This is a genomic window from Sphingomonas daechungensis, assembly GCF_039543105.1.
GTDB classification, from domain to species: Bacteria; Pseudomonadota; Alphaproteobacteria; order Sphingomonadales; family Sphingomonadaceae; genus Sphingomicrobium; species Sphingomicrobium daechungense.
Genome location: NZ_BAABJC010000001.1, coordinates 1,857,503 through 1,876,893, shown reverse-complemented (window position 1 = coordinate 1,876,893; position 19,391 = coordinate 1,857,503). Strand labels below are relative to the sequence as shown.

Below are 19,391 nucleotides of genomic sequence, written 5' to 3'. Positions count from 1 at the left end.
CTCCGTTCACCTTCGTTACGAAAGATTTGTCGAGGATCGCGTGGGCAAGACCCCCTGGGATTCACGGTGCGACGGATTTGCGACGAGGGAAGAGGCCGAGCAAATGCGCTCGGAGTATCTTGGCAACCTCGCACAAAGCGGCAAGTCGATAACGTTCCTCACGAATTTCCCGCCGGACTCGGCTCAGGCAAGTTCAAGTGCCACGTCTCGGAGCCGAGGCACCGCGCACAAGAATACGGACAGCGCCTCGGTTTCGCACGGCCAGTTGGCCAAGCCGAAGAAGACCAATGCTCAGGCAGACTCTGAATTTGCGATTGCGCAGGCCGAATACGAGAAGCAGCTGGCCGCACAAAGGAAACAGGTCGAGGAATACAAGCGGTCGCAGGACGAAGTTGCGCGCAAGAAGCAGGAGCAGAAGGCGGCGGCAGAGCAAGCGGCGGCCGATTATCAGCGCCAGCTAGAGGCGCATGCCCAGACAGTCCGTAACCAGCAACTCGAATACCAGAAGCAGCTGGCTAAACCTGTGGGCGTGCCGAACGCAGTGTATCGCGGCTTCTGGGCGCCTGATTGCGACGCCGCTCGCAAAAGCGCGACGCTAGGCGCCGGCACCTCCACAACCACCCGCTTCAAGGAAGTGACAAGCGAAGCCGGCAGCAACGGCTGCATCGTCCAGGGTTGGTGGTGGAACCTAAGCGGGGGAGGCACCGCGACGCGGCAGTAGGCTTGCAGGTGCGGTTCACGAGCGAGTTGTCTTTCCACCCAAACCTGCCGCGTCAGCGTTCGACCCATTGCAGCCATTCATCAACGCAGTAAGCAGGGTGCGTGAGGGGCGCGAATATCTTCGTCGGCGTAACGGTCGTCCTTTGGCTCGTCATTGCGTCAATCGGATTTAGCCTCATTCAAGGCGTCGTGTCCCAACATGTCCCGGGTTACCCAAGCAGCGCCCAAATTCGGTTCTTAGTTATCTACCCACTGCTAATTGCAGCGACGCTCGTCGTCTGCGCTTGGCTTTGTAATCGTGGCGCGGGACGCCCAGCATTGCTGGGGTGTCTTTCTGGAACCGCGATGCTGGTCTTCTTCCCTTATTTTCTCGGGTTTGGCGGCGGCGTTTAGTTACGGCAGCTTTCCACCCAAACTCGCCACTAGCGATGGAGTGGCGGCTTTCGACCCATTTCTGACATCTGCATTCGGTCCACCTTTGGCCAGGAAGCGCCATTTTTGTATAGGCCTCTTTGAGACAATATGGATACTCGTCCAATCGTTGCCGCAGTCCCGCCTTATCTTGAACGGCCCGTAGCCTCCATAATCACGCGCACTGTTTCTTGTGGTTGATCCCACATCGGGAAATGCCCGCTGCCCTCGAACCAGTGAAGCCGTGCATTAGGGAACGCAGCCATCGAGCGAGCTGCTTGTCGCGGTAGGCACAGCCGATCCTTTCGTCCCCAACCGATGACAACAGGCGCCAGCGTTTCAGCGATGCCTCGCTGCGTGGCGCCGTTGGCGAGGTCTTTCACAAGTGCGTCAAAAGTCCGCGTGTTTGCGAATGACTCTAGCTCCTGCGCCACCAGTGCGGGATCTAGCGCCCAAGGCTTTGCAGAAAGTTGGGCCATGAGTGCGGTGCGGCCTGCAACATTTTTGGTAATGACAGGGAGTGCCGGCCTGAGCGCCTGCACCAAGCGGATTGATGCCGCGATCGTGGTCCGGAAGAAAGTACGTTCCCAACCTTGCCAGAAGCCGCCCGGGTCCAAAGCTACGACAGCGCCAGCGCGGCCGCGTCGCGCCATTTCGAGCACCAAACGCGCGCCCATGGAGCTGCCTACCATGTCAACGCCCGCGAGGCCCTCGCGTCCGAGCCAATCATCCAAACTGCGCGCGAGCCCATCGAAAGTGCCGCTGTCCGCTTGTTCGGGTGTTTGCCCGTGGCCTGGAAGGTCCAGGGCAATTACTTCCTTTGCCTGAGCAAGTGAAATCGAGATCGAATCCCAGGAGCGGCGGGAGCCACCCAACCCATGGACGAGTAGTAGGGGTTTACCGTGGCCGGTGCGCGTGTGGTTGATGGTCATGCGGGCGCAACGCTTCAGAGTGCACTACGGGGCGCGTAGGCCGCAAACTTCCGTGCGACACTTACGGGCATCCACGCCGCCGGGCTCTAGTATCTGTTTTTCCACCCAAACTTGCCGCGTCAGGTTTCGACCCATTGCGGACATTTGCGGCATTGCTAGTCTGATACGCAGGGGAGCAGTATGAAGCGTATCGCACTGGGTCTTTTGCTCGCGCCATTTCCGGCGGCATTCATTCAGTCGGTCGTGGTGGCGATGTGGCCCAAGAAGGGCATGGGCATCTTCGAGCATCCTCTGTCGATGTTCGTCGCCATCTGCCTGCTCTTCTATCTGCTTGGACTCTTTCTTGCCCTTCCGCTCTACCTTGCGGTCGGCAAACGCCATCCGCAAAGGTTAGTAACGTATGGAGTGACAGGGGCATTGCTGGCGTTGCTGCCCGTCGGCCTTGCGCTGGTTATCGCCGCGGCCGGGCATGGACTATCCACCTATGTGGCCAGCTACAATCTGGCCTTTTTTGCAATCGGCGGGTTCCTTGCTGGCGTCGTCTTTTGGCGCATCGCCACGCCACCGACGCAAACGGCGGCACTCGTCACTCTGTCTCGATGAGATCGTCCGTATTCGCGCTGCTTGCAGTCTCGCTAGGCGCCTGTGCGAGTCGTCCTGGTCCGCGCGACCACATGCCTGAGTACCATACCCTGATGATCGTGTCGGGAAGCGACGAGAGCCTCTCCGCCTTCGAAGTTGAGGCCCGTCGCTGTGGCGTTCCGGTCATCACGCGGGTTCCAAACAAAGACGGTGGAACATGGGTTCGAGTGCAGGGTCCGATCTCCACTGACGACGTGCTTGCGCAGTATGATTGCGCCAAGAGATGGATAACGTCCCACCCGGCCGAGTTGCAGGCAGTCGGAGATGAGGCCGGAGACCTGTGGGATTAGCTTAGTGTCCGCTTTCCACCCAAATCGGCCGCTAAGACCGATCTGCACTTCTTGAGCCAGAGCCCGCAGAATGGCCGCCACTGGGCTTCGCAGGGCCGAAAGTCGGATACGCCCGGAGGCGCTCAGAAACCGCCTCAGCGAGCCTCCTGGCGGCCTCATCGGCCTTGGATGCGTCGCGACCTGCCAAGTCGTTCCGCACCCCCCTGCGGATCAACCGGATGGCTAGGTAAGCCAAGGCCGCGACCTCTTCGCGTTCCAACCGTCGCCACCCCCGGCCGCCGTTGTCGGAAGGATCTTCGAGTCGCATTCGGGCTTGATGGTACAAAAAGGGAACATCTAACTAGATGCTTTGAGGTGGTGGCCTCAAATTTCTAATGCTTCCGATAGCGCCAGCGCGTCGTCCAGTTCGACGCCCAAGTAGCGAACCGTGCTTTCCAGCTTGGTATGGCCGAGAAGTAGCTGGCAGGCCCTGAGGTTGCCGGTCTTGCGGTACAGCATCGCGACCTTGGTTCTCCTGAGGCTGTGAGTGCCAAAGGCGGCCGGCTCCAGCCCGATCAATGCAACCCAGCCTTTGACGAGCCGGAAGTATTGGCGGGTCGATAGGTGAGCAGTCCGATCCATGCGGCTGGGGAAAAGCCAGGCGTCGGGTTCGCCGCGTCGCACTTTCAGCCACTCGACTAATGAGCGGCGGGTCTGCTCCGTGATCTCGAATTGGACGGGTTGGCCGGTCTTCTGCTGAATGACGATCGCCCGACTGCGAACGGCACCGGTCGCAATGATGTTTGACAGCCTAAGCGAAACGACGTCGCAGCCGCGAAGCTTGCTGTCCACGGCTATGTCGAACAGCGCCAGGTCTCGGAGCCGGTTCGCAATCTGTAGTCTAACGCGAATAGCCCAAACGTGCATCGGCCGGAGTGGCTGCTTGGCTCCCACGATGGCATGCGGGCGGTCGGTTCATGGTTCGCTCCCTGATTAGGAGCGGTGTTCAACGGCTAGCGGCGGGTTTGGGTGGAAAGCGGACATGGGAACGGCTTAGAGCGCGACGATGGACCACACATCGGATGCCATCCTAAGCCACATACTTTCGGTTCTAAGAGAGATTGCCGGACGCGGTGCCGCGGTAGACGCTGATATGCTTATCGGCGCGGAACTTCGCATTACCGGCTGGGACAGCATTGACCTTCTTGAACGGCTGGAAAAGGACTACAGCATCGATCTGCGTCCATTTGCTGATGCGCGGTCGACGACACGGCAGGGGTGGTTTCGGACTCGGACTATCGGCGGTGATGCGACCGCTCGGGAGCTTGCCCACCACATAGCCTCGCTGCTTCGGGAACGTTCCTAGGGTAGGAACGGGTCGAAGGCGGCCGCGGCAGGTTTGGGTCGAAAGCCGTCGCGGCAAGTTTGGGTGGAAAGCGGACTCTATGCGAGCCTGCTTCCGAAGCTGCGTTTGGCAGCTGCAATCACTCTTGCGGACGTCAGCTCCCTGACCCACCAGCGCGTGACTCGTCGGTGCCGTAGAGCTGCAGGAAGGCTTCAGCAGCCAAGGTAGACGATTTCTTGAGAAGCTCCGGATCCGGGCCGTCGATTGCTCCCAGAAGGCGCTTTTCGAACATGTCCCACTCGTTGAGACCCTTCCAGTGCATCGCCACCACCCACGGGTCCGCGCGCTTCAGTAGGCCTTCGTCCATCATCAACGCGAAGCGCCTGGCAAGGCGATCCCACGCAGGACCCAAGACCCGCTCGAAAAACTCCTTGCCGACAGGAGAGTCTGCCGGCTGTGTCGCAACCATCCTGACATTTGCGATTGGCACCGGTGAGAGCCGGCGGGTCATGTAGGCGATACCAAGCTTGATGAGCCCGTCCCGGAGATCGCCGGAAGACAGGAACTCGTTCATCAGGCGGTCGGCCTCGTCCGTCACGTCGTAAAGTAGAACCGCGGCCAGGAGCTGCTCCTTGGATTGGAAGTAGCCGTAGAGCGTGGCTTTCGACCCGCCGAGACGCTCTGCGATCATCGACATCGACGTCCGTTCGAACCCGTGTTCGTGAAACAGCTCGGCAGCAACGTCGACGATCTCGCGCTTTTTTTCTTCAGTCCTGACACGCACCAACGTGCAAACTCCCGCAAATACAAAACCGTACATTACAGTTCATTTTACCGTTGACAAGCCTCGACTCGTAAACTAAACCGTACCGTACAGTTACAAAACAGGGATTTGTACAGATGACGCGGCTTTCAACTGCGCGGAGCATCCGCGCGGCAATGCTCTCGGCTACCCTTTTTACGAGCGCTTGTGCCTCAGTGCCCAACCTCGGCGCGATGCCCGAAATGGCAGCGCCGGCGGACTTTGCGGCGGCGCGGTCGCTCAGGACGAGCGAAGGCGCAACGTGGCCGGTAGATGGCTGGTGGCTTCGTTACCGCGATGCCCAGCTTACCCGCCTGATCGACGAGGCACTCATCGGCTCGCCTGACCTCGAGGCCGCTGCGGCGCGGATGCGCACCGCCGAAGGGTTCGCCCAGCGGGCAGGCGCGGCGCTGAAGCCGTCAGTCGATGGGTTCGCGCAGCCGGAACTTGCCAAGCAGAGCCAGAACCAAAGCGTCCCAGCGGCGATGATCCCGAATGGCTGGAACGACAGCGGTTCGCTTGGGCTCAGCTTTTCCCTGGACCTCGACCTCTGGGGCAAGAACCGCGCTGCCTTCCGTGCCGCGAACGCCGACGCGGATGCCGCCCGCTTCGAAATGGACGAGGCCCGGCTAGCGCTGACCACCGGCCTCGCGTCGACCTATGCAGAGCTGGCTTCGCTTTACGCCCAGCGTGACACGCTCGAATTCGCGCTGAAGATCCGAACCGAGACGGCAAGGCTGGTCAATCAGCGTACTGCCATCGGCCTGGATACCCGTGCCGAGCTGAAGCAAGCCGAAGCACGTATCCCCCAGACGCGGGCGGACATCGAGGAAGTCGATGAGGCCATCGCACTCACCAAGAATGCCTTGGCTGCACTCGTCGGCTCAGGTCCCGACCGCGCAATGGAGATCGAGCGTCCGGTGCTCGGTGCGCTTCAGGCGCAGGGAATCCCGGCAAACGCTTCGGTCGAGCTGATCGCCCGTCGTCCCGACATTGCCGCCGCCCGTGCGCGCGTCGAGGGCGCGAGTGATCGCATCAAGGAAGCGAAAGCGGCCTTTTACCCCAACGTAAATTTGAGCGCGCTGATTGGCTTGTCGTCCTTCGGGCTCGGCAATCTGTTTTCCAGCGGCTCTGGAATTGGAAGCGTGAGCCCCGCGGTTTCCCTCCCCTTGTTCCACGGGGGCGCGCTCCAAGGCCAGTACCGCGGTCGACGCGGTCAATATGACGAGGCCGTAGCCCTCTACGATGGCCGCGTCATTGAGGCGTTGCACGAGACGGCCGATACCGTGACGAGCCAGAAGATGCTCGTCTCGCGGCTGGCGAACTCGCGCCGCGCGCTGGCCGACTTTGAAGAGGCCAATCGCCTCGCGAGACAGCGCTACGAGCACGGCCTGTCGACCTACCTCGATGTGCTCTCCGCCGAAGAAGGCGTCCTCGAAGCTCGGCTCAACGTCGCGCAGCTCGAGACGCGTGCCTTCACCCTCGACGTGCAGCTGATCCGCGCCCTTGGCGGCGGCTTCACGGCTGCCTGACTCCAACTTTCGAAACAGGGAATATGACAATGGCTGATAGAGATCCGATCAAATTGCAGAAGGCCGAACACCTCGAGGAGGTCGTCGTGCCGGACGCGGAGAAGACGGCGGACGCGCTGCGAAAGTCGCGCCGGACAAAGGTGCTGCTGGCGCTTGTCGCTGCAAAGCTCGCGATCGGCGGCGGGTGGTACATGCTCCACGACAGCGGCTCGGTCTCGACCGATAACGCCTATGTCGCGGCAGACTCCGCCCAGGTCACGCCGCTGGTCTCGGCAGCGGTGACTGATGTTGCGGTGGTCAACACGCAGGTTGTCCGAAAGGGGCAGGTTCTTCTTCGCCTTGACGACAGCGATGCAAGGCTTTCGCTTGCCAAGGCCGAAGCCGAGTATTTCAAGGCACGGCGCCAGTTCTCGCAGACGGCCGCAAACAGCGGATCGCTTGCGGCGCAGATCAATGCCCGTGAGGCGGATGTCGGCCAGGCACAAGCGCAGCTCGCTTCCGCCAAGGCCAGCTTAGACAAGGCGCGGATCGATTTGGGCCGTCGTTCGGAACTCGCATCGTCGGGGGCCGTATCCGGCGAAGAGCTGACCAATGCGAAGAATGCTTATTCGACCGCGCAAGCGAACCTGGTCCTTGCTCGGGCGGGTGTCGCACAGGCGGCTGCCACGAAGGGCGCGGCTCGCGAGAGCTGGGCGGCCAACCAGGCACTGATCCTCGGATCGACGATCGACACAAGTCCCGAGGTCGCGGCGGCAAAGGCCAAGCGCGACCAGGCACGTCTCGATCTTCAGCGCACAATCATCCGCGCGCCGATCGACGGTGTCGTCACAAACCGGCAGGTGCAGGTCGGCCAGCGCATCAGCGCCGGCTCTCCCGTGATGACGATCGTGCCCGTCGCAAGCGTCTACGTCGATGCAAACTTCAAGGAAGGCCAACTCAAGAAAGTCATGCCCGGCCAGCCGGTCGAATTGACTTCGGACCTGTATGGTGACGACGTCGTCTACCACGGCACGGTCGCCGGCTTCTCGGGCGGCACGGGGTCCGCATTCGCCCTGATCCCTGCGCAAAACGCCACGGGCAATTGGATCAAGGTCGTTCAGCGCCTGCCGGTTCGCGTGACGCTGGATCCCAAGGAGCTCGCCAAGCACCCACTGCGCGTCGGCCTCTCGATGGAGGCCAAGATCGACACGTCCGGAGGCAAGTGATGTCGTCCGTTGAAAACCCGATGCCGGCAATGGGCAAGGGAACGCTGATCCTCGCCTGCTTCGTGCTGGCCTTCACAAACTTCATGGTGGTGCTGGATACGACGATCGCCAACGTGTCCGTCGCGCACATCGCGGGCGGACTCGGTATCTCGTCGAGCGAGGGCACGTGGGTCATCACATCCTATGCGGTCGCGGAAGCCATCTGCGTTCCGTTGACCGGCTGGCTCGCCCGCAGGTTCGGTACGGTTCGCGTCTTTGCGTTTGGGATGGCGGGCTTCGGCGTATTCTCTTTGCTGTGCGGGATGGCGTGGAGCCTCGGCTCACTGGTGGCATTTCGGATAGGGCAGGGACTGTGCGGCGGACCACTGATGCCGATCAGCCAGACCTTGCTCCTTCGCATCTTCCCTAAGGAGAAACACGCGCAAGCCACGGGTATCTGGGCAATGACGACAATCGTCGCTCCGATCTTGGGCCCCATCCTTGGCGGGACGATCTCCGACAACTGGGGCTGGCACTGGATCTTCTTCATTAACATTCCGATCGCGGCCATCTGCGCGACCGGGGCCGTCATCCTGCTACGCAACGCGGAGACGAAGGTGGAGAAGGCGCCGATCGACACGATCGGGTTGATGCTCCTCGTCCTCTGGGTCGGATCGCTTCAGTTGATGCTGGACCTTGGCCGCGAGCACGACTGGTTCGGCAGCGATTTCATCGTCAGCCTGGCGATCATCGCCGCGGTTGGCTTCAGCTTCTTCACCGTCTGGGAGCTGTTCGACAAGGATCCTGCCGTGAACCTCAAGGTCTTTCGGTACCGCGGCTTCACGGTCAGCGTCATCGCGTTGGTGTTCGCCTACGGCACCTTCTTCGCCAGCCTAGTCGTCATCCCGCAGTGGCTGCAGAGCTCGCTTGGCTACACGGCCACCTGGGCAGGTTATGCGACCGCGTTCAACGGTGTCGCCGCCGTGATGATGGCGCCAGTGGTAGCCAAGCTCTCGACGCGGTTCGACGAACGTATCCTCGTGTCGTTCGGAATCCTTTGGCTGGGCGGCACATCGCTGATCCGCGTGTTCTGGTGGACCAGCGATTCCGACTTCTGGACGCTTGCATTGCCGCAACTGATCCAGGGCGCCGGAATGCCGTTCTTCTTCGTGCCGCTGACCACGCTCGCCTTGGGCGCGGTCCGCGAGGACGAAGTGGCCTCGGCCGCGGGCGTCATGAACTTCCTGCGCACGATGTCGGGGGCCGTCGCAACGGCGATCGGCACGACCCTGTGGTACGACGGCGCTCAAGGTACGCGGGCTGAGCTGTCCGGCGTCCTCAACGGCGCCGGAGCGACCATGCAGTCGCTGGAGGCTCACGGCTACACGGTCGAGCAGTCACGCCAGGTCGTGAGCCAGCTTGTCGATGGGCAGGCCACGGCTCTCGCCACCGGATCAATCTTCACCCTCGCGGCAATCGTGTTCGCCGCAGCTGCGTCAATCGTCTGGCTCGCCCCGCGCCCCAAGCACGCGGTCGCAGCGGGCCATGCTCACTAGGAGAAAGGAAGTGTTGGATTTGATGTTTGCCGCTGCTGTGTCTGGCATGCGGATAGGTGCCGAGCAGGAAAGCTCCGCGCCGGCAATCGGCCTTCGCGCCGAAAGCGATGGACAGTCGAACGAAGACGGAAACCATGCGCACGATTGGCGTCCCGATGTGTCCTTCGAAGATGACGAAGACTGCCCGATCTTCTTCCAAAGGGAGATCGGCGGCGTCGGTACATTCCGGGTCGGCCCTCAATGCGCCGACGACGGATTGCCCCACGCCTTGTGATTCGAACGGGGGGGTCCAGCCTCTCCGTTAGATGCGGACCATCACGGTGGTCCGTCCTGACCAAAGCGAACGACCCATCCCACCGGTCACCGGCCGGGCAAGAGAGATCGTGCGCAAAACACGAAGAAAAAGGAGTGAGAGATGCAAGACATTACCAGCGTGAAACCCTTGGCCGGGCTTCGTATCGTTTCGTCAGGCCTCGGGCTCGTCGCTGCCTTTGCAGCGCTGACGGTCTTTACGGTCCACGAGGCTGAAGCTCGTGGTCCAGGCGGCGCGCTCGGCGTCAAAGGCGGGACCTTCTCCCGACCCAGCGGAAGCCGCCTCGGTCAGCACAGTGGCAGCAGGCCTCAGCGGACTAGCGCACAAGAGCCGCAAACCGGTTCGTCGACCGGCGCGAGCCGGAACGCGCAGGCAAAACGCGGAAACGGCAACAGTACGACCGCAACGAACACCGGCAACAACAGGGCCGGCGCCATGAACACCGGAAACGCCAATTCCGGCGTCGTTGGAAGTGGCAACGGCAATACGAACGTCGTGAACAACGGCAACGTTGGGTCCGGAAACGTCAACACCGGCAATGTCGCCGTCGGCAACGACGTCGACGTGAACGTGAATAGCGGATGGGCGGGCTATCCAGCTGGGACGGGAGCGGCCTATGCGACTGGGGTCGCGGTTGGAGCAACCGCGACGACGGTTGCAGTCGGCTCTTACCGCTCAACCCTTCCAGCCAGCTGCTATCCATACACCTACGGGACAAGCCGCTACTATTCCTGTGCCGGCACCTGGTACCAGCAGACCTACAATTCGGGTTCGACCGTCTACGTCGTCGTATCCGACCCCACGAGGAAATAACCCTGCGCTCGCCGCTTTCGCGGCGCTCGCACTCATTGCCAACTCAACCAAAAATCAAACGACGAAGGAACGAACATGATCAACTTGGACTATTCGGGAAAGCGCCGCGGCACGGATGTCGGACGCGCTCTTGCACGGCTAATTGTTGCCGCAACAATTGCCATTAGCGGAGCGGTGCTGGCGGCCGGAGATGGCTCGATTGCATCGGCTTTGCGCAGCGCATTCAGCTAGATCCGGGAACGAGGAGGGGCGGCCCAGTCCAGGCCGCCCCTTCGTCCTCCGGCGAGAAGCGTTCGGCACTCTTAATAGGCAGTCAACGCACGAACTGGTTGTAATGCTTGTTGGGCGCTAGTGGCAGAAATGGGTCGGAAACGGTCGCGGCGGGTTTGGAAAGCCAACATTGAATTGACCCCATCAAATGTAGGACCGTGCTCTCATAATGCTCTTGCTCACCATTGCGGTTGGTGTGACCGCACCTAGCGCTGCCAGTGGCCCTTCAGGCGCGGAGCTTGCCGCCGCGCTGCAAGCTGCCCCCCAGGTCGCAGGACCTGTAAGTTTCAGGACGGACACCATCCGCTCTCTCCGCTGCCGAGCGTTCGAGGAAGAACCAACTGAGTATCGCTGCCGCTTCAAGGCGTGGGATGCTCAGGGCCGCTGGAAGCGGCACTTGGTCATCGTCGCGCTGGACAAGGATAAATGGGTACTCCTGTCGCTCGACTAGGCTGGGGCTAATCTCCGGAACCGGTCGAAAGCGGTCGTTGGCGCTTGCTCAGATCGCGTTGAACGAAGTGGTTCGCAATCGCTACGGCAGTCTACTTCTTCGAGACCTTAACGTCAGCGTTTTGAACCGACCGTACGGCGTAGCCATTCGGTCCTGCGGCGGCTGTGGCTCTGTAGCTCTCAATCACTGCCTGACAGGCCACAGCGACCAGTTCTGGCCGCTCGTTTTCAGGATATTCCGCGCAATCAGAAACGCGACCGTTTTCATCGACGGCGAACATCACCTTGGCGTAGCCCGACGAACGAGCCCCTTTGGGAATTTGGTCTACCTTAACCGTAAGGTCAGGCGGCCTGAGGTTCGGAGGCGGATCATCTCCGACCGCCCATGTCACTCCGGCTCGGAAGACACCCTGGACGGGTGATCCGTCGGTCCACTTTGCCGGTGCCAGCTTCGCACGCTTTTTGATGATGTTGCAGGACAGGCTGTCGAGGTACCTGTCACTGCTGCTGATCTCGACGTCGCAAGCCTGAATTGAGCCGTCGGGCTTCACAGTCACGCGGTAGGTGAGCCAACGCGTGATCCCGTTGATCTGGTGGTAGGCAGGCATGTCATCGGGCGACCACCATTTGAGGAAATCGATGGGAACCGGAGCGCTCAATTGAGCGGCAAGTGCAACCCAGATCATGCGCTCAAGTTTGCACTGGTTTCAGCCATTGTCGATATGCGTCAGCTTCCAGCTTCCAGCTTCTAATGTCCGCTTTGGGTTGAAAGCTAGCGCAGCAGGTTTGGCTGTAAAGCGGACCCTACGATGGGTCCGCCTTCATGACTCTATATTCTTCAACGCTCGCCGGAGCGGCACGCATGAAAGTGACGATCGCTGCGACGCCAACAAGAATGTCCACGGATCGCGACCCCGTCCCAAAACCAACGACGACCACGATGATCACAACTGCGCACGCGAGTGCGAAGAGGTTCAGAAACAATCTGCGCCTGTGATACTGGAAATGGCTGAGCTGCCTGGCATTCAGCTGCATCAGATGGCCCCCTACAAATCGAGCGACAGGATAATGCCGTGCCGACTGGCTTCAATCCCTCTCAGTCAGCATTTGGGTCGGGCCGTCGCGGCAGGTTTGGGTGGAAAGTTAACATCAGAGCCGAGCGAACCCGTACCAAACGAAGCCCACGCTCAGTGCAAGGTAAGAGAGCATGACAATCCAAAACAGTGCCGGTTTCTGACGGCGGCTTGGACCGCCCGCCCAGCCCCAGGTGACGCCCGAGCGAACGGACATCCAAATCAGCCAAATCCAAACCGGCGCGATGAGAATGCCGAGAAAACCCATCGCGTTCTTATAAATGCTCGCCACAGTCGGTATGTGCGCGTTCATCCGATGTCCGCAATGGGTGGAAAGCGGACATTTAGCGAGCCATGCGATACTCTGACAGGCGATGACATTCGACCAAGGGATAGCTGCGGCGCTCGCTTCGATGTGGGTCTTGATACACCTTCAATGGATCCACATTCTGACTCACAAGTCCCTCCGCGAATATTGGCTCGGAGGCGGCCGTGAGTTCTTGTTCTCAAAACTACTCTTTATAGGGGCGCTTGCTGCCTGTGCATTGATGGCGCTCATCCCTTCCTGGGCGGGCGGGATCGGCTTCTTTTCGTTGTGTCTGATGCTTGGCCATAGCTTAACAGCCTCGATTGACCTTCGTCCCTAAATCCGCAGTGGTTCGAACGCTGTCGCGGCAAGTTTGGGTGGAAAGCTGCCGTAACTAAACGCCGCCGCCAAACCCGAGAAAATAAGGGAAGAAGGCCAGCATCGCGGTTCCAGAAAGACACCCCAGCAATGCTGGGCGTCCCGCGCCACGATTACAAAGCCAAGCGCAAACGACGAGCGTCGCTGCAATTAGCAGTGGGTAGATAACTAAGAACCGAATTTGGGCGCTGCTTGGGTAACCCGGGACATGTTGGGACACGACGCCTTGAATGAGGCTAAATCCGATCAACGCAAGGACGAGCCAAAGGACGACCGCTACGCCGACGAAGATATTCGCGCCCCTCACGCACCCTGCTTACTGCGTTGATGAATGGCTGCAATGGTCGAACGCTGACGCGGCAGGTTTGGGTGGAAAGCTGACACTCAGTCGGCGACAGCAACCGCCGTCATTCTCTCGCCCTCGCTTAACTTCCTGCTCTCACAGCGGACAATCGAGCCGGGATCAAATGCCCACTCTTCGTCGTCTGGCACGTCGCCTTCAACCCGATAAGTGTCAGCGGTTAGAGCAGTAGCTTCAACAGGACGCCAAACGTCCACGCCTTCGTTCAACAGAGGCATGTAGATGGTCGCCATGCTTCATCGTGCCAGCGCCCAATTATGTCCGCAATGGGAAAGCGGACCATCTCCCCGTCGCCACGATCACATTCAATCGTCCTTCGGTGGCGGAGGACCGATCATCCACGACGTACCCAAATCTACGGCGTTGGAAGTGGACCGCAGTGCCAGTCCCGTCACCAGCACGCCAAAGAGGATAAGACCGGCATAGAGCAGGAAGTTTGTCCCGGTCGTCACGCCGAGCGTGAAAAGCAGCAACGAGGCCGCGAAGAGCGAGAGAAATATGGCCAAGCCTCTCATGCGCTCAGGCTATCGCATACGAGAATGAGAGCAATCCTTTGCTGTTGCTTTCAGGCACTCCGCTAATGTCCGCAATGCGTGGAAAGCGGCCGTTAGCGCGGCTGTTCAGCGCATTGATGGTCGTCCGGCGAGAATCCTTCCCGACCGTCGATCAAGACGGCGCCACCATGGCACCGCGCGTCGGCTGTGTTGGCCGTATCGGAACGAGCATCCCATTGGACAAAGTCCCTTGCGTAGGCTTTCGCACGCCGTTCCGAAGCCGAAACACAACCGCACAGCGAAGCGCATAGAGTGAGTGTCACAACGCGGTGTTCCATGCGAAGAGACCAGCGTTGCTTCTAATGACCGCAATGGGTCGAAACGGTCGCGACGGGTTTGGGTGGAATGCTGACATTGGAAGGCAGCGCAGTCGTCAGCGATGATTGCGCCGATAGTCGATGCTGTCGGCTTTGCGCTGAGCCGCGCTTCTCAGTGCAATCCAAACCAGGGTCGCCGCGACGAAAGTGGCAACCCACAACCATCTACCTTCAATCAGGGGCGCGACGATGAAGTTATAGATCCACAGGGCGGCGACAATTGCCATTATGAGTACGGCGATCGCCTTGCTCCACCAAGCTGCTGGTGCCGAGATCATGTCGTAGTTTTTCGTTCGTCTGGTTGGATGTCAACTTGGATGGAGAGCTGCCATCAGGCCAAAAGAGCACCGTCGTGAGCGTAAACCGTGAGTTTGCGGTCCTCATCAAGAATGACACGCGAAATGGCACGACCGTAGACGAGCTCGTCCCGGCTGAATGGATGCTCAGCGAGCGTCCGCGAAATGGCTTCTCCATTCGGCAATTTGCAATTGACGGTGACGGTCAGCTCGGTTGGCGAATGCGCGTAAATAGCTAGGCAAGCAGGCTCGCCGGCTGACCGCCTCAACTTGTCCGTCCGAACATAGGTGTAATTGTGTTCGGCGAGACGCTGCTTCAGCGCCTCAACCTGTTCGCCATCAATGCCGAGTTCCGGGGCTCCAAGTGCGATCGCATTGACCAGCCACTCAGCGAAAACTGCCAAACGGTCAGCGCCCGGTGCTTTGTAAGCCGCGAAGGGAAACGTAAGCTCCACCAGGCGTGTGCCGGGAGCGTCCGGCGGCGACGTTTTGAAAACGCCTTCCTCGCGTCCCAGCCAGCAAAAAACCTTCCTGTAGGGAGCGTCTCGCCGCCGCAAGAACTCGGCAAGCAACGAGGCCGTCGAGTTGTGCAGCAGCTTATCTACCGATGCCGCTGCCTCCGCAGGCTCGCTGTTGGAGTGCCCGAAATCTATCCAATCGAACTTGATGCCTCACCTCCGCTTCGGCCCAACTTTGCCGATGCTGTTAAGTCCGCAATGGGTCGAAATCAGACGCTTGGCTAGTGGCAGCTTTGGGTCGAAAGCGGACGCGGCCGGAACGGGTGGAATGAGCATTGCTTCGGCGAAGTTTTGACTACAGGATTGTCGCGTGAGCTTGTTCGCAGCACTTTTGCTGATCGCCGGAGCCGCTCCCTCGACCGCCGTGCCACGCGATATGCCCGACACGGTCGACGCCGTTGACGCCTATTTCGAATGGGAAGTCGCGATGTGCCGCGCGCTGATCGATGTCTGTGAGGCACCCGTCTTGCCGCTTGGCAGGGAAGCGGTAAGCGATCTGTCGTGCCGACCAAGCCAGGCCGGCAGAGCATGGTGCAGTTTCCGCACGCCCGGATCGATCTGCACCGCATATTTTGTCTCGGAGGCCCGCCCACTGGACCACGCCCGTGCGGTCCGTCGAAGCAGCTTGGGTCCGGATGCCGACAATCGTTGGGCAGTAAGTTGGGCAGAAAAGGTCGGACTAAGTCCGGAGGTGAAATGCGATTAGGCGTTCTGCCACTGTCCTAAATATATCGGAACCCGTCGCGGCAAGTTTGGGTGAAAGCGGACATCAGAGCGTACCGCTCATCCGGCACCGTACGTTACGAAGTTCCGCTTGCTCACGTTCCGATGCCGTAGGAGCGCAAATAGCGAGTATATCATCTCGCACCGAGCAATTTGCGCCGTCAGCAGTCAACCTTGGCCCCGGCGGCAGGTCGAGCGCGGCATCCTTTCCGGGCCGATAGTAGAAAAGCCTAAAATACGGAGGGCGTCCCTTTCCCTCTCCGCAAACCGCGTCGTTTGAGCGGCGCACATTCCGTACGTGTAGGGTGTCGGTGGATGCTTCGCGATACCTCTTGGATAGCACCGCGCGGGCCTCTGCATCTAAGGCGGGTTCGGTTGGCGAACATGACGAAAGTGCTGCTGACGCGCAGACGAGGAAACCAGTCCGTATCGCTAAAGCGGAAGTCAGCGCGGCTCGCCCGCGCATTGGTAATCGTCCGCCGAGTATCCCTCGCGACCGTCAAGCAAGACTGCATTCCCATTACACCGCGCATCGGCCGTGTTGGCCGCGTCGGATCTAGCGTCCGATTGCACAAAATCCCTCGCGTAAGCTCTCGCTCGCTGCTCCGAGGGAGATACACAGGCGCACAGCGACGAGCCTAGAATGAGTGCCACAAACCAGCGTTGCATGCGATGAGACTAGCAATGCCTCTAATGTCCGCAATGGGTCGAATACGGTCGCGGCAAGTTTGGGTGGAAAGCGGGAACTCTACTCGAAGGGTTCTAATGTCCGCAATGGCAAGAGAAGCGCATGGCAGACCGCAAAGTGATCTAGGAGATCCAGCGCAGCCCCTGCCAGGTTACGAAGAGCGGCGGAAACTTGAACGCGCGCGTTCCCACGTAGATGCCGCCGGGCTCTTGGCGGGGTACGCCCACAAATTGAGGCACCGGGAACTCGCGGAAGCCTGGTGCCTTTCTCCCAACCGGGAGAAGAAATATGCCGCGCGAACTCATCGATACCGGAACACAGAAGCGCTACGTCCGAAGAGACAAAAAACACGTAGTCAAACAGCCTAAGGACGCCGGCCGGAGCTTGGCTCGGGATCAAAAGCGAGAATCGAATACAAGCACCAAGCGCGGTGAGGGCGATCAGAAAGTTCGACGAGTGGGCCTATATTGATGGTTTCACGGCCCAATCACCGAAAGCCTTGGACACCCGATGAATACACGAAGCTGCAAAGCATTACCGAATAAGGGCTGTCCGCTCGCGCCATAGCGCGGGAGATGGGTCGAACGGAGGAGGCAGTCTTCAACCGGGCAAGTCTCATTGGAGCAACCTTAAGGTGGCGCCAATAGTCGGGACCGGCCAGAAGCGGAAATTCACAGACTTCTTAGGTCCTCATCGGCTGCGTCCGTCGCGACCCTCTTCAGCCTCCCGGATTTAGAGCGCGTTAGACACGTTGCTGAAGGTGCCCCGTAGTTTGGTTCCGGTCGTGCGTAACGAGGCGATCGCCGCAACTGCGATAAGTGCCGCGAGAAGGCCGTATTCAACTGCTGTGGCACCACGGCTGTCGTTACAGACTCTTACAAAGCGCTTGAGCATAATTTGGCCCCTCTAAGCGAAATTGAGCGGCTCGAAGAGGTTCTCTGCCCAGCCCTCGCGGCGCGAAAACGCTTTCGGCCGTCAAACCCATCTCGGTCGCGGGAAATAGCGGATCGGCGGGGCCGCGGGTCAGGTCGGCACTCATCTCCACATACCAGTCCCGTGCGATCGACATAGATAGGTCGCTCACTGGCATCAGGGTGGTCCGAAAGGTCTTGCTGAATTTGGTCCGGACGTGGCGAGCGTCCTGATCGACGAAACCCTCGTCTATGTTCACGTCACCCAGCCGGAATGATGCCAGAGCCGCTACACGAGCCCCGGTTACGACCGCATAGGCGACCACAGCTCGATTGCGCCGCTCCAAGGCAGTTTCAACCGGCATCGCAGCCAGCGCGAGTTCAACCTGCGCAAGCGTGGGCACTCGCTTCTCGCGCCTCGCATTGGCGATCGCGACATCCTTGTCGCTGAGGTTGAAGTAGTCGGCGTCGGAATAGGCGATGTGCGATTTGAACCCTTGCAGGTGAGCCAGCCAGAAGAAGAAAGCGTGCAGGTCTCGGAGTATCGAGTGGACCGTCGCCTTGCTCAACCGTTCGCCGGTTCGGGCATTCAGGGCTTCCGCGAGCCTCTGCTTAAAGGCGACCGCTTGCCGGCGGTGGAAGGACCTAAAATCTCTCCGCCTCGTCGACTCTTCGAACCGATCAATGGACTTCAGCACCCGATCCACCGTGCTTGGGTCGCGGCGCATCGCCTCCTCAAGGTAGAGGACGTACTCGCGCTTGATTCGCTCATTTTTCGCGTTGGGTTTGGTCATGCTGCGGCCTGCCTTTCAGGATCACAGTTCAGGGAGGGAGAAGGGGTCCCAATTAGGCGTAGCTGTCGGTCCGCGAATTGGACCTCGACGCCGGGCATCTTGGCTTCCAGGTCCGCGCGGCGGATCTTCCGATGCATGACCGTCTCGCAAGTTTCGCAGAAGGCTTTCAGGTTGCCTCCTTTTTGAGTCACCAAGACGTATTCAACGAAGCCAAGTGCTGGCCGTCGCGGCTCTCGGCAACTGAAACAGTAGAGCTTGCCTGGTCCACAGGGCTGCTTCCGTTTGGCGTTCCTTTGCTTGAGGAACTCGCGGACGACAGAGCCGTGGAAGAGGATCGGTTTGGAACTGTCGATTGGCTCGAGCCCGGCCGTTCGCCAGTTCAGCACTGTGTTCTTGTGAACGCCGCAACAGGTAGCGAGCTGAGTAGTGTCGTAGTTCCGGTTGAGCTTGACTACGTTCGGGTTTACCCGGCGCTTTGCCATTCCCGCCACCTCAGTTTTGAGAGTCGACGAGGCGGCGAATCGAAGCCGTTTTAATGAGGGTCCGGCGACCCAGCTTGAAGATCTCAAGCCGGCCGTCGCCGATCATCGCATAGATTCCCCAATCCGCGAAACGCTCCACGCTGCCAATCCTGAGAACTATGTTCCGGCTTAGTGAAGTTTTCCCAGAACCAATCCGGGATATTCCACTCACGCTCTTCGAGGCTCCAACTAGTGAAGCCTGACGACGACTTCTGCATCAAGGCCGCTCGTGCCGGCACAAATCCAAGCTTACATTTATCGAGTAGCGCCGGACCCGCAGCAACGGGGTTTGCTCCAAGCTCCTCGTACATAAACTGTCGCGCCGCCACGGCGGACAGCCAGCTGGGATCTCCGACAACGGAAAGGTTGCGGGCTAGCTTGAACCAGCTTTCCGCGCTGAGCATGTCGCGCAGGCCGTCGAAATCGAACTCGACCCCGTAAGCTCTCAATTCGAAAGTTTTGTTGATCCAGGTCGAAAAATCCCCGCGCTCCCAATCCTGCTCGAGCGCGTCATGTCCTTCGGCCCACCAAAACTCGCGAGGAACTAGAGCGAACTGAGCCTCTCCGCGTTCGCTCACAAATAGCCTGGCTCGACTGTTGAGTAGGCCGGCGTGAGCACGCTTGGTAATGGCAAATCTCGCTTCGCGTTTGTCGCCATCCGCTGCCACTGCCGCCAAGGCCTTCGAGGTCGGAATCCAAAATTCGGGCATA

24 protein-coding genes are annotated in these 19,391 nt (G+C 60.0%); 12 read left to right on the top strand and 12 right to left on the bottom strand.

The annotated features are described in order from the left end of the window. Positions 1–103 precede the first annotated feature (103 nt). Positions 104–721, top strand: coding sequence for a hypothetical protein (locus tag ABD928_RS09865; RefSeq protein WP_345168397.1), 618 nt, complete (start codon positions 104–106; stop codon positions 719–721). A gap of 556 nt (positions 722–1,277) precedes the next feature. Here ABD928_RS09865 and ABD928_RS09860 read toward each other — a convergent pair. Continuing rightward, entirely contained in the window at positions 1,278–2,063 is a 786-nt protein-coding gene (locus tag ABD928_RS09860; protein ID WP_187715337.1) for an alpha/beta fold hydrolase, read from the bottom strand. A 180-nt stretch (positions 2,064–2,243) separates the two neighbouring features. On the opposite strand from ABD928_RS09860, the gene ABD928_RS09855 reads away from it, so the two are divergent. Further along, positions 2,244–2,666, top strand: a complete 423-nt coding sequence (locus ABD928_RS09855; protein WP_187715338.1) for a hypothetical protein — start codon at positions 2,244–2,246, stop codon at positions 2,664–2,666. Positions 2,667–2,737: 71 nt separating this feature from the next. Further along, on the top strand, positions 2,738–2,995 hold the full coding sequence (locus tag ABD928_RS09850) for a type 2 periplasmic-binding domain-containing protein (RefSeq protein WP_187715339.1): 258 nt from the start codon (positions 2,738–2,740) through the stop codon (positions 2,993–2,995). A gap of 363 nt (positions 2,996–3,358) precedes the next feature. Here the strand turns inward: ABD928_RS09850 and ABD928_RS09845 are convergent, their stop codons facing one another. Both ABD928_RS09845 and ABD928_RS09840 read right to left on the bottom strand, forming a co-directional pair. Further along, the gene (locus ABD928_RS09845) at positions 3,359–3,901 is read right to left on the bottom strand and encodes a tyrosine-type recombinase/integrase (protein ID WP_187715340.1); all 543 of its coding nucleotides are present in this window, start codon (positions 3,899–3,901) and stop codon (positions 3,359–3,361) included. Positions 3,902–4,473: 572 nt separating this feature from the next. Then, complete coding sequence (locus ABD928_RS09840; RefSeq protein ID WP_223276512.1) at positions 4,474–5,103, bottom strand: TetR/AcrR family transcriptional regulator; 630 nt, start codon at positions 5,101–5,103, stop codon at positions 4,474–4,476. 116 nt (positions 5,104–5,219) lie between these two features. Here ABD928_RS09840 and ABD928_RS09835 point away from each other — a divergent pair, with 116 nt between their 5' ends. The 7 genes from ABD928_RS09835 (at position 5,220) to ABD928_RS09805 (ending at position 11,240) form a co-directional block, all read left to right on the top strand. Next, positions 5,220–6,653, top strand: a complete 1,434-nt coding sequence (locus tag ABD928_RS09835; protein WP_345168388.1) for an efflux transporter outer membrane subunit — start codon at positions 5,220–5,222, stop codon at positions 6,651–6,653. 29 nt (positions 6,654–6,682) lie between these two features. Continuing rightward, positions 6,683–7,858: an HlyD family secretion protein gene (locus ABD928_RS09830; protein ID WP_345168386.1), complete on the top strand. Its 1,176-nt coding sequence runs from the start codon at positions 6,683–6,685 to the stop codon at positions 7,856–7,858. Next, positions 7,858–9,393 (top strand): DHA2 family efflux MFS transporter permease subunit, encoded by a 1,536-nt coding sequence (locus ABD928_RS09825; protein ID WP_187715342.1) that lies wholly within the window; start codon positions 7,858–7,860, stop codon positions 9,391–9,393. The genes ABD928_RS09830 and ABD928_RS09825 overlap by 1 nt, the downstream gene beginning before the upstream one ends. A 10-nt stretch (positions 9,394–9,403) precedes the next feature. After that, positions 9,404–9,667, top strand: a complete 264-nt coding sequence (locus tag ABD928_RS09820) for a hypothetical protein (protein WP_345168383.1) — start codon at positions 9,404–9,406, stop codon at positions 9,665–9,667. A gap of 141 nt (positions 9,668–9,808) precedes the next feature. After that, the gene (locus ABD928_RS09815) at positions 9,809–10,519 is read left to right on the top strand and encodes a hypothetical protein (RefSeq protein WP_345168380.1); all 711 of its coding nucleotides are present in this window, start codon (positions 9,809–9,811) and stop codon (positions 10,517–10,519) included. A 75-nt stretch (positions 10,520–10,594) separates the two neighbouring features. Then, entirely contained in the window at positions 10,595–10,750 is a 156-nt protein-coding gene (locus ABD928_RS09810) for a hypothetical protein (protein WP_187715344.1), read from the top strand. Positions 10,751–10,958: 208 nt separating this feature from the next. Then, positions 10,959–11,240 (top strand): hypothetical protein, encoded by a 282-nt coding sequence (locus ABD928_RS09805; protein WP_345168374.1) that lies wholly within the window; start codon positions 10,959–10,961, stop codon positions 11,238–11,240. 91 nt (positions 11,241–11,331) lie between these two features. Here the strand turns inward: ABD928_RS09805 and ABD928_RS09800 are convergent, their stop codons facing one another. From ABD928_RS09800 to ABD928_RS09775, 6 genes are all read right to left on the bottom strand, one after another. After that, positions 11,332–11,925, bottom strand: a complete 594-nt coding sequence (locus ABD928_RS09800; protein ID WP_345168372.1) for an energy transducer TonB — start codon at positions 11,923–11,925, stop codon at positions 11,332–11,334. 118 nt (positions 11,926–12,043) lie between these two features. Then, positions 12,044–12,274, bottom strand: coding sequence for a hypothetical protein (locus ABD928_RS09795; protein ID WP_187715346.1), 231 nt, complete (start codon positions 12,272–12,274; stop codon positions 12,044–12,046). Positions 12,275–13,381: 1,107 nt separating this feature from the next. Then, positions 13,382–13,591, bottom strand: coding sequence for a hypothetical protein (locus ABD928_RS09790; protein ID WP_345168368.1), 210 nt, complete (start codon positions 13,589–13,591; stop codon positions 13,382–13,384). Between the two features lie 72 nt (positions 13,592–13,663). Beyond that, positions 13,664–13,873, bottom strand: coding sequence for a hypothetical protein (locus ABD928_RS09785; protein ID WP_345168365.1), 210 nt, complete (start codon positions 13,871–13,873; stop codon positions 13,664–13,666). 412 nt (positions 13,874–14,285) lie between these two features. Continuing rightward, on the bottom strand, positions 14,286–14,507 hold the full coding sequence (locus ABD928_RS09780; protein ID WP_187715348.1) for a hypothetical protein: 222 nt from the start codon (positions 14,505–14,507) through the stop codon (positions 14,286–14,288). 53 nt (positions 14,508–14,560) lie between these two features. Next, positions 14,561–14,929, bottom strand: coding sequence for a hypothetical protein (locus tag ABD928_RS09775; RefSeq protein ID WP_187715349.1), 369 nt, complete (start codon positions 14,927–14,929; stop codon positions 14,561–14,563). Positions 14,930–15,353: 424 nt separating this feature from the next. On the opposite strand from ABD928_RS09775, the gene ABD928_RS09770 reads away from it, so the two are divergent. Beyond that, entirely contained in the window at positions 15,354–15,749 is a 396-nt protein-coding gene (locus ABD928_RS09770) for a hypothetical protein (RefSeq protein ID WP_345168360.1), read from the top strand. A 1,437-nt stretch (positions 15,750–17,186) separates the two neighbouring features. Here ABD928_RS09770 and ABD928_RS09765 read toward each other — a convergent pair. Both ABD928_RS09765 and ABD928_RS09760 read right to left on the bottom strand, forming a co-directional pair. Further along, positions 17,187–17,348: a Flp family type IVb pilin gene (locus tag ABD928_RS09765; RefSeq protein ID WP_345168358.1), complete on the bottom strand. Its 162-nt coding sequence runs from the start codon at positions 17,346–17,348 to the stop codon at positions 17,187–17,189. Further along, positions 17,320–18,159, bottom strand: coding sequence for a site-specific integrase (locus tag ABD928_RS09760; protein ID WP_187715352.1), 840 nt, complete (start codon positions 18,157–18,159; stop codon positions 17,320–17,322). The genes ABD928_RS09765 and ABD928_RS09760 overlap by 29 nt, the downstream gene beginning before the upstream one ends. Positions 18,160–18,236: 77 nt before the next feature. Between ABD928_RS09760 and ABD928_RS09755 the strand changes: the two genes are divergently transcribed. Beyond that, entirely contained in the window at positions 18,237–18,695 is a 459-nt protein-coding gene (locus ABD928_RS09755; RefSeq protein WP_345168355.1) for a hypothetical protein, read from the top strand. Positions 18,696–18,724: 29 nt separating this feature from the next. Here the strand turns inward: ABD928_RS09755 and ABD928_RS09750 are convergent, their stop codons facing one another. Further along, the gene (locus ABD928_RS09750) at positions 18,725–19,390 is read right to left on the bottom strand and encodes a hypothetical protein (protein WP_345168352.1); all 666 of its coding nucleotides are present in this window, start codon (positions 19,388–19,390) and stop codon (positions 18,725–18,727) included. Position 19,391 lies beyond the last annotated feature (1 nt).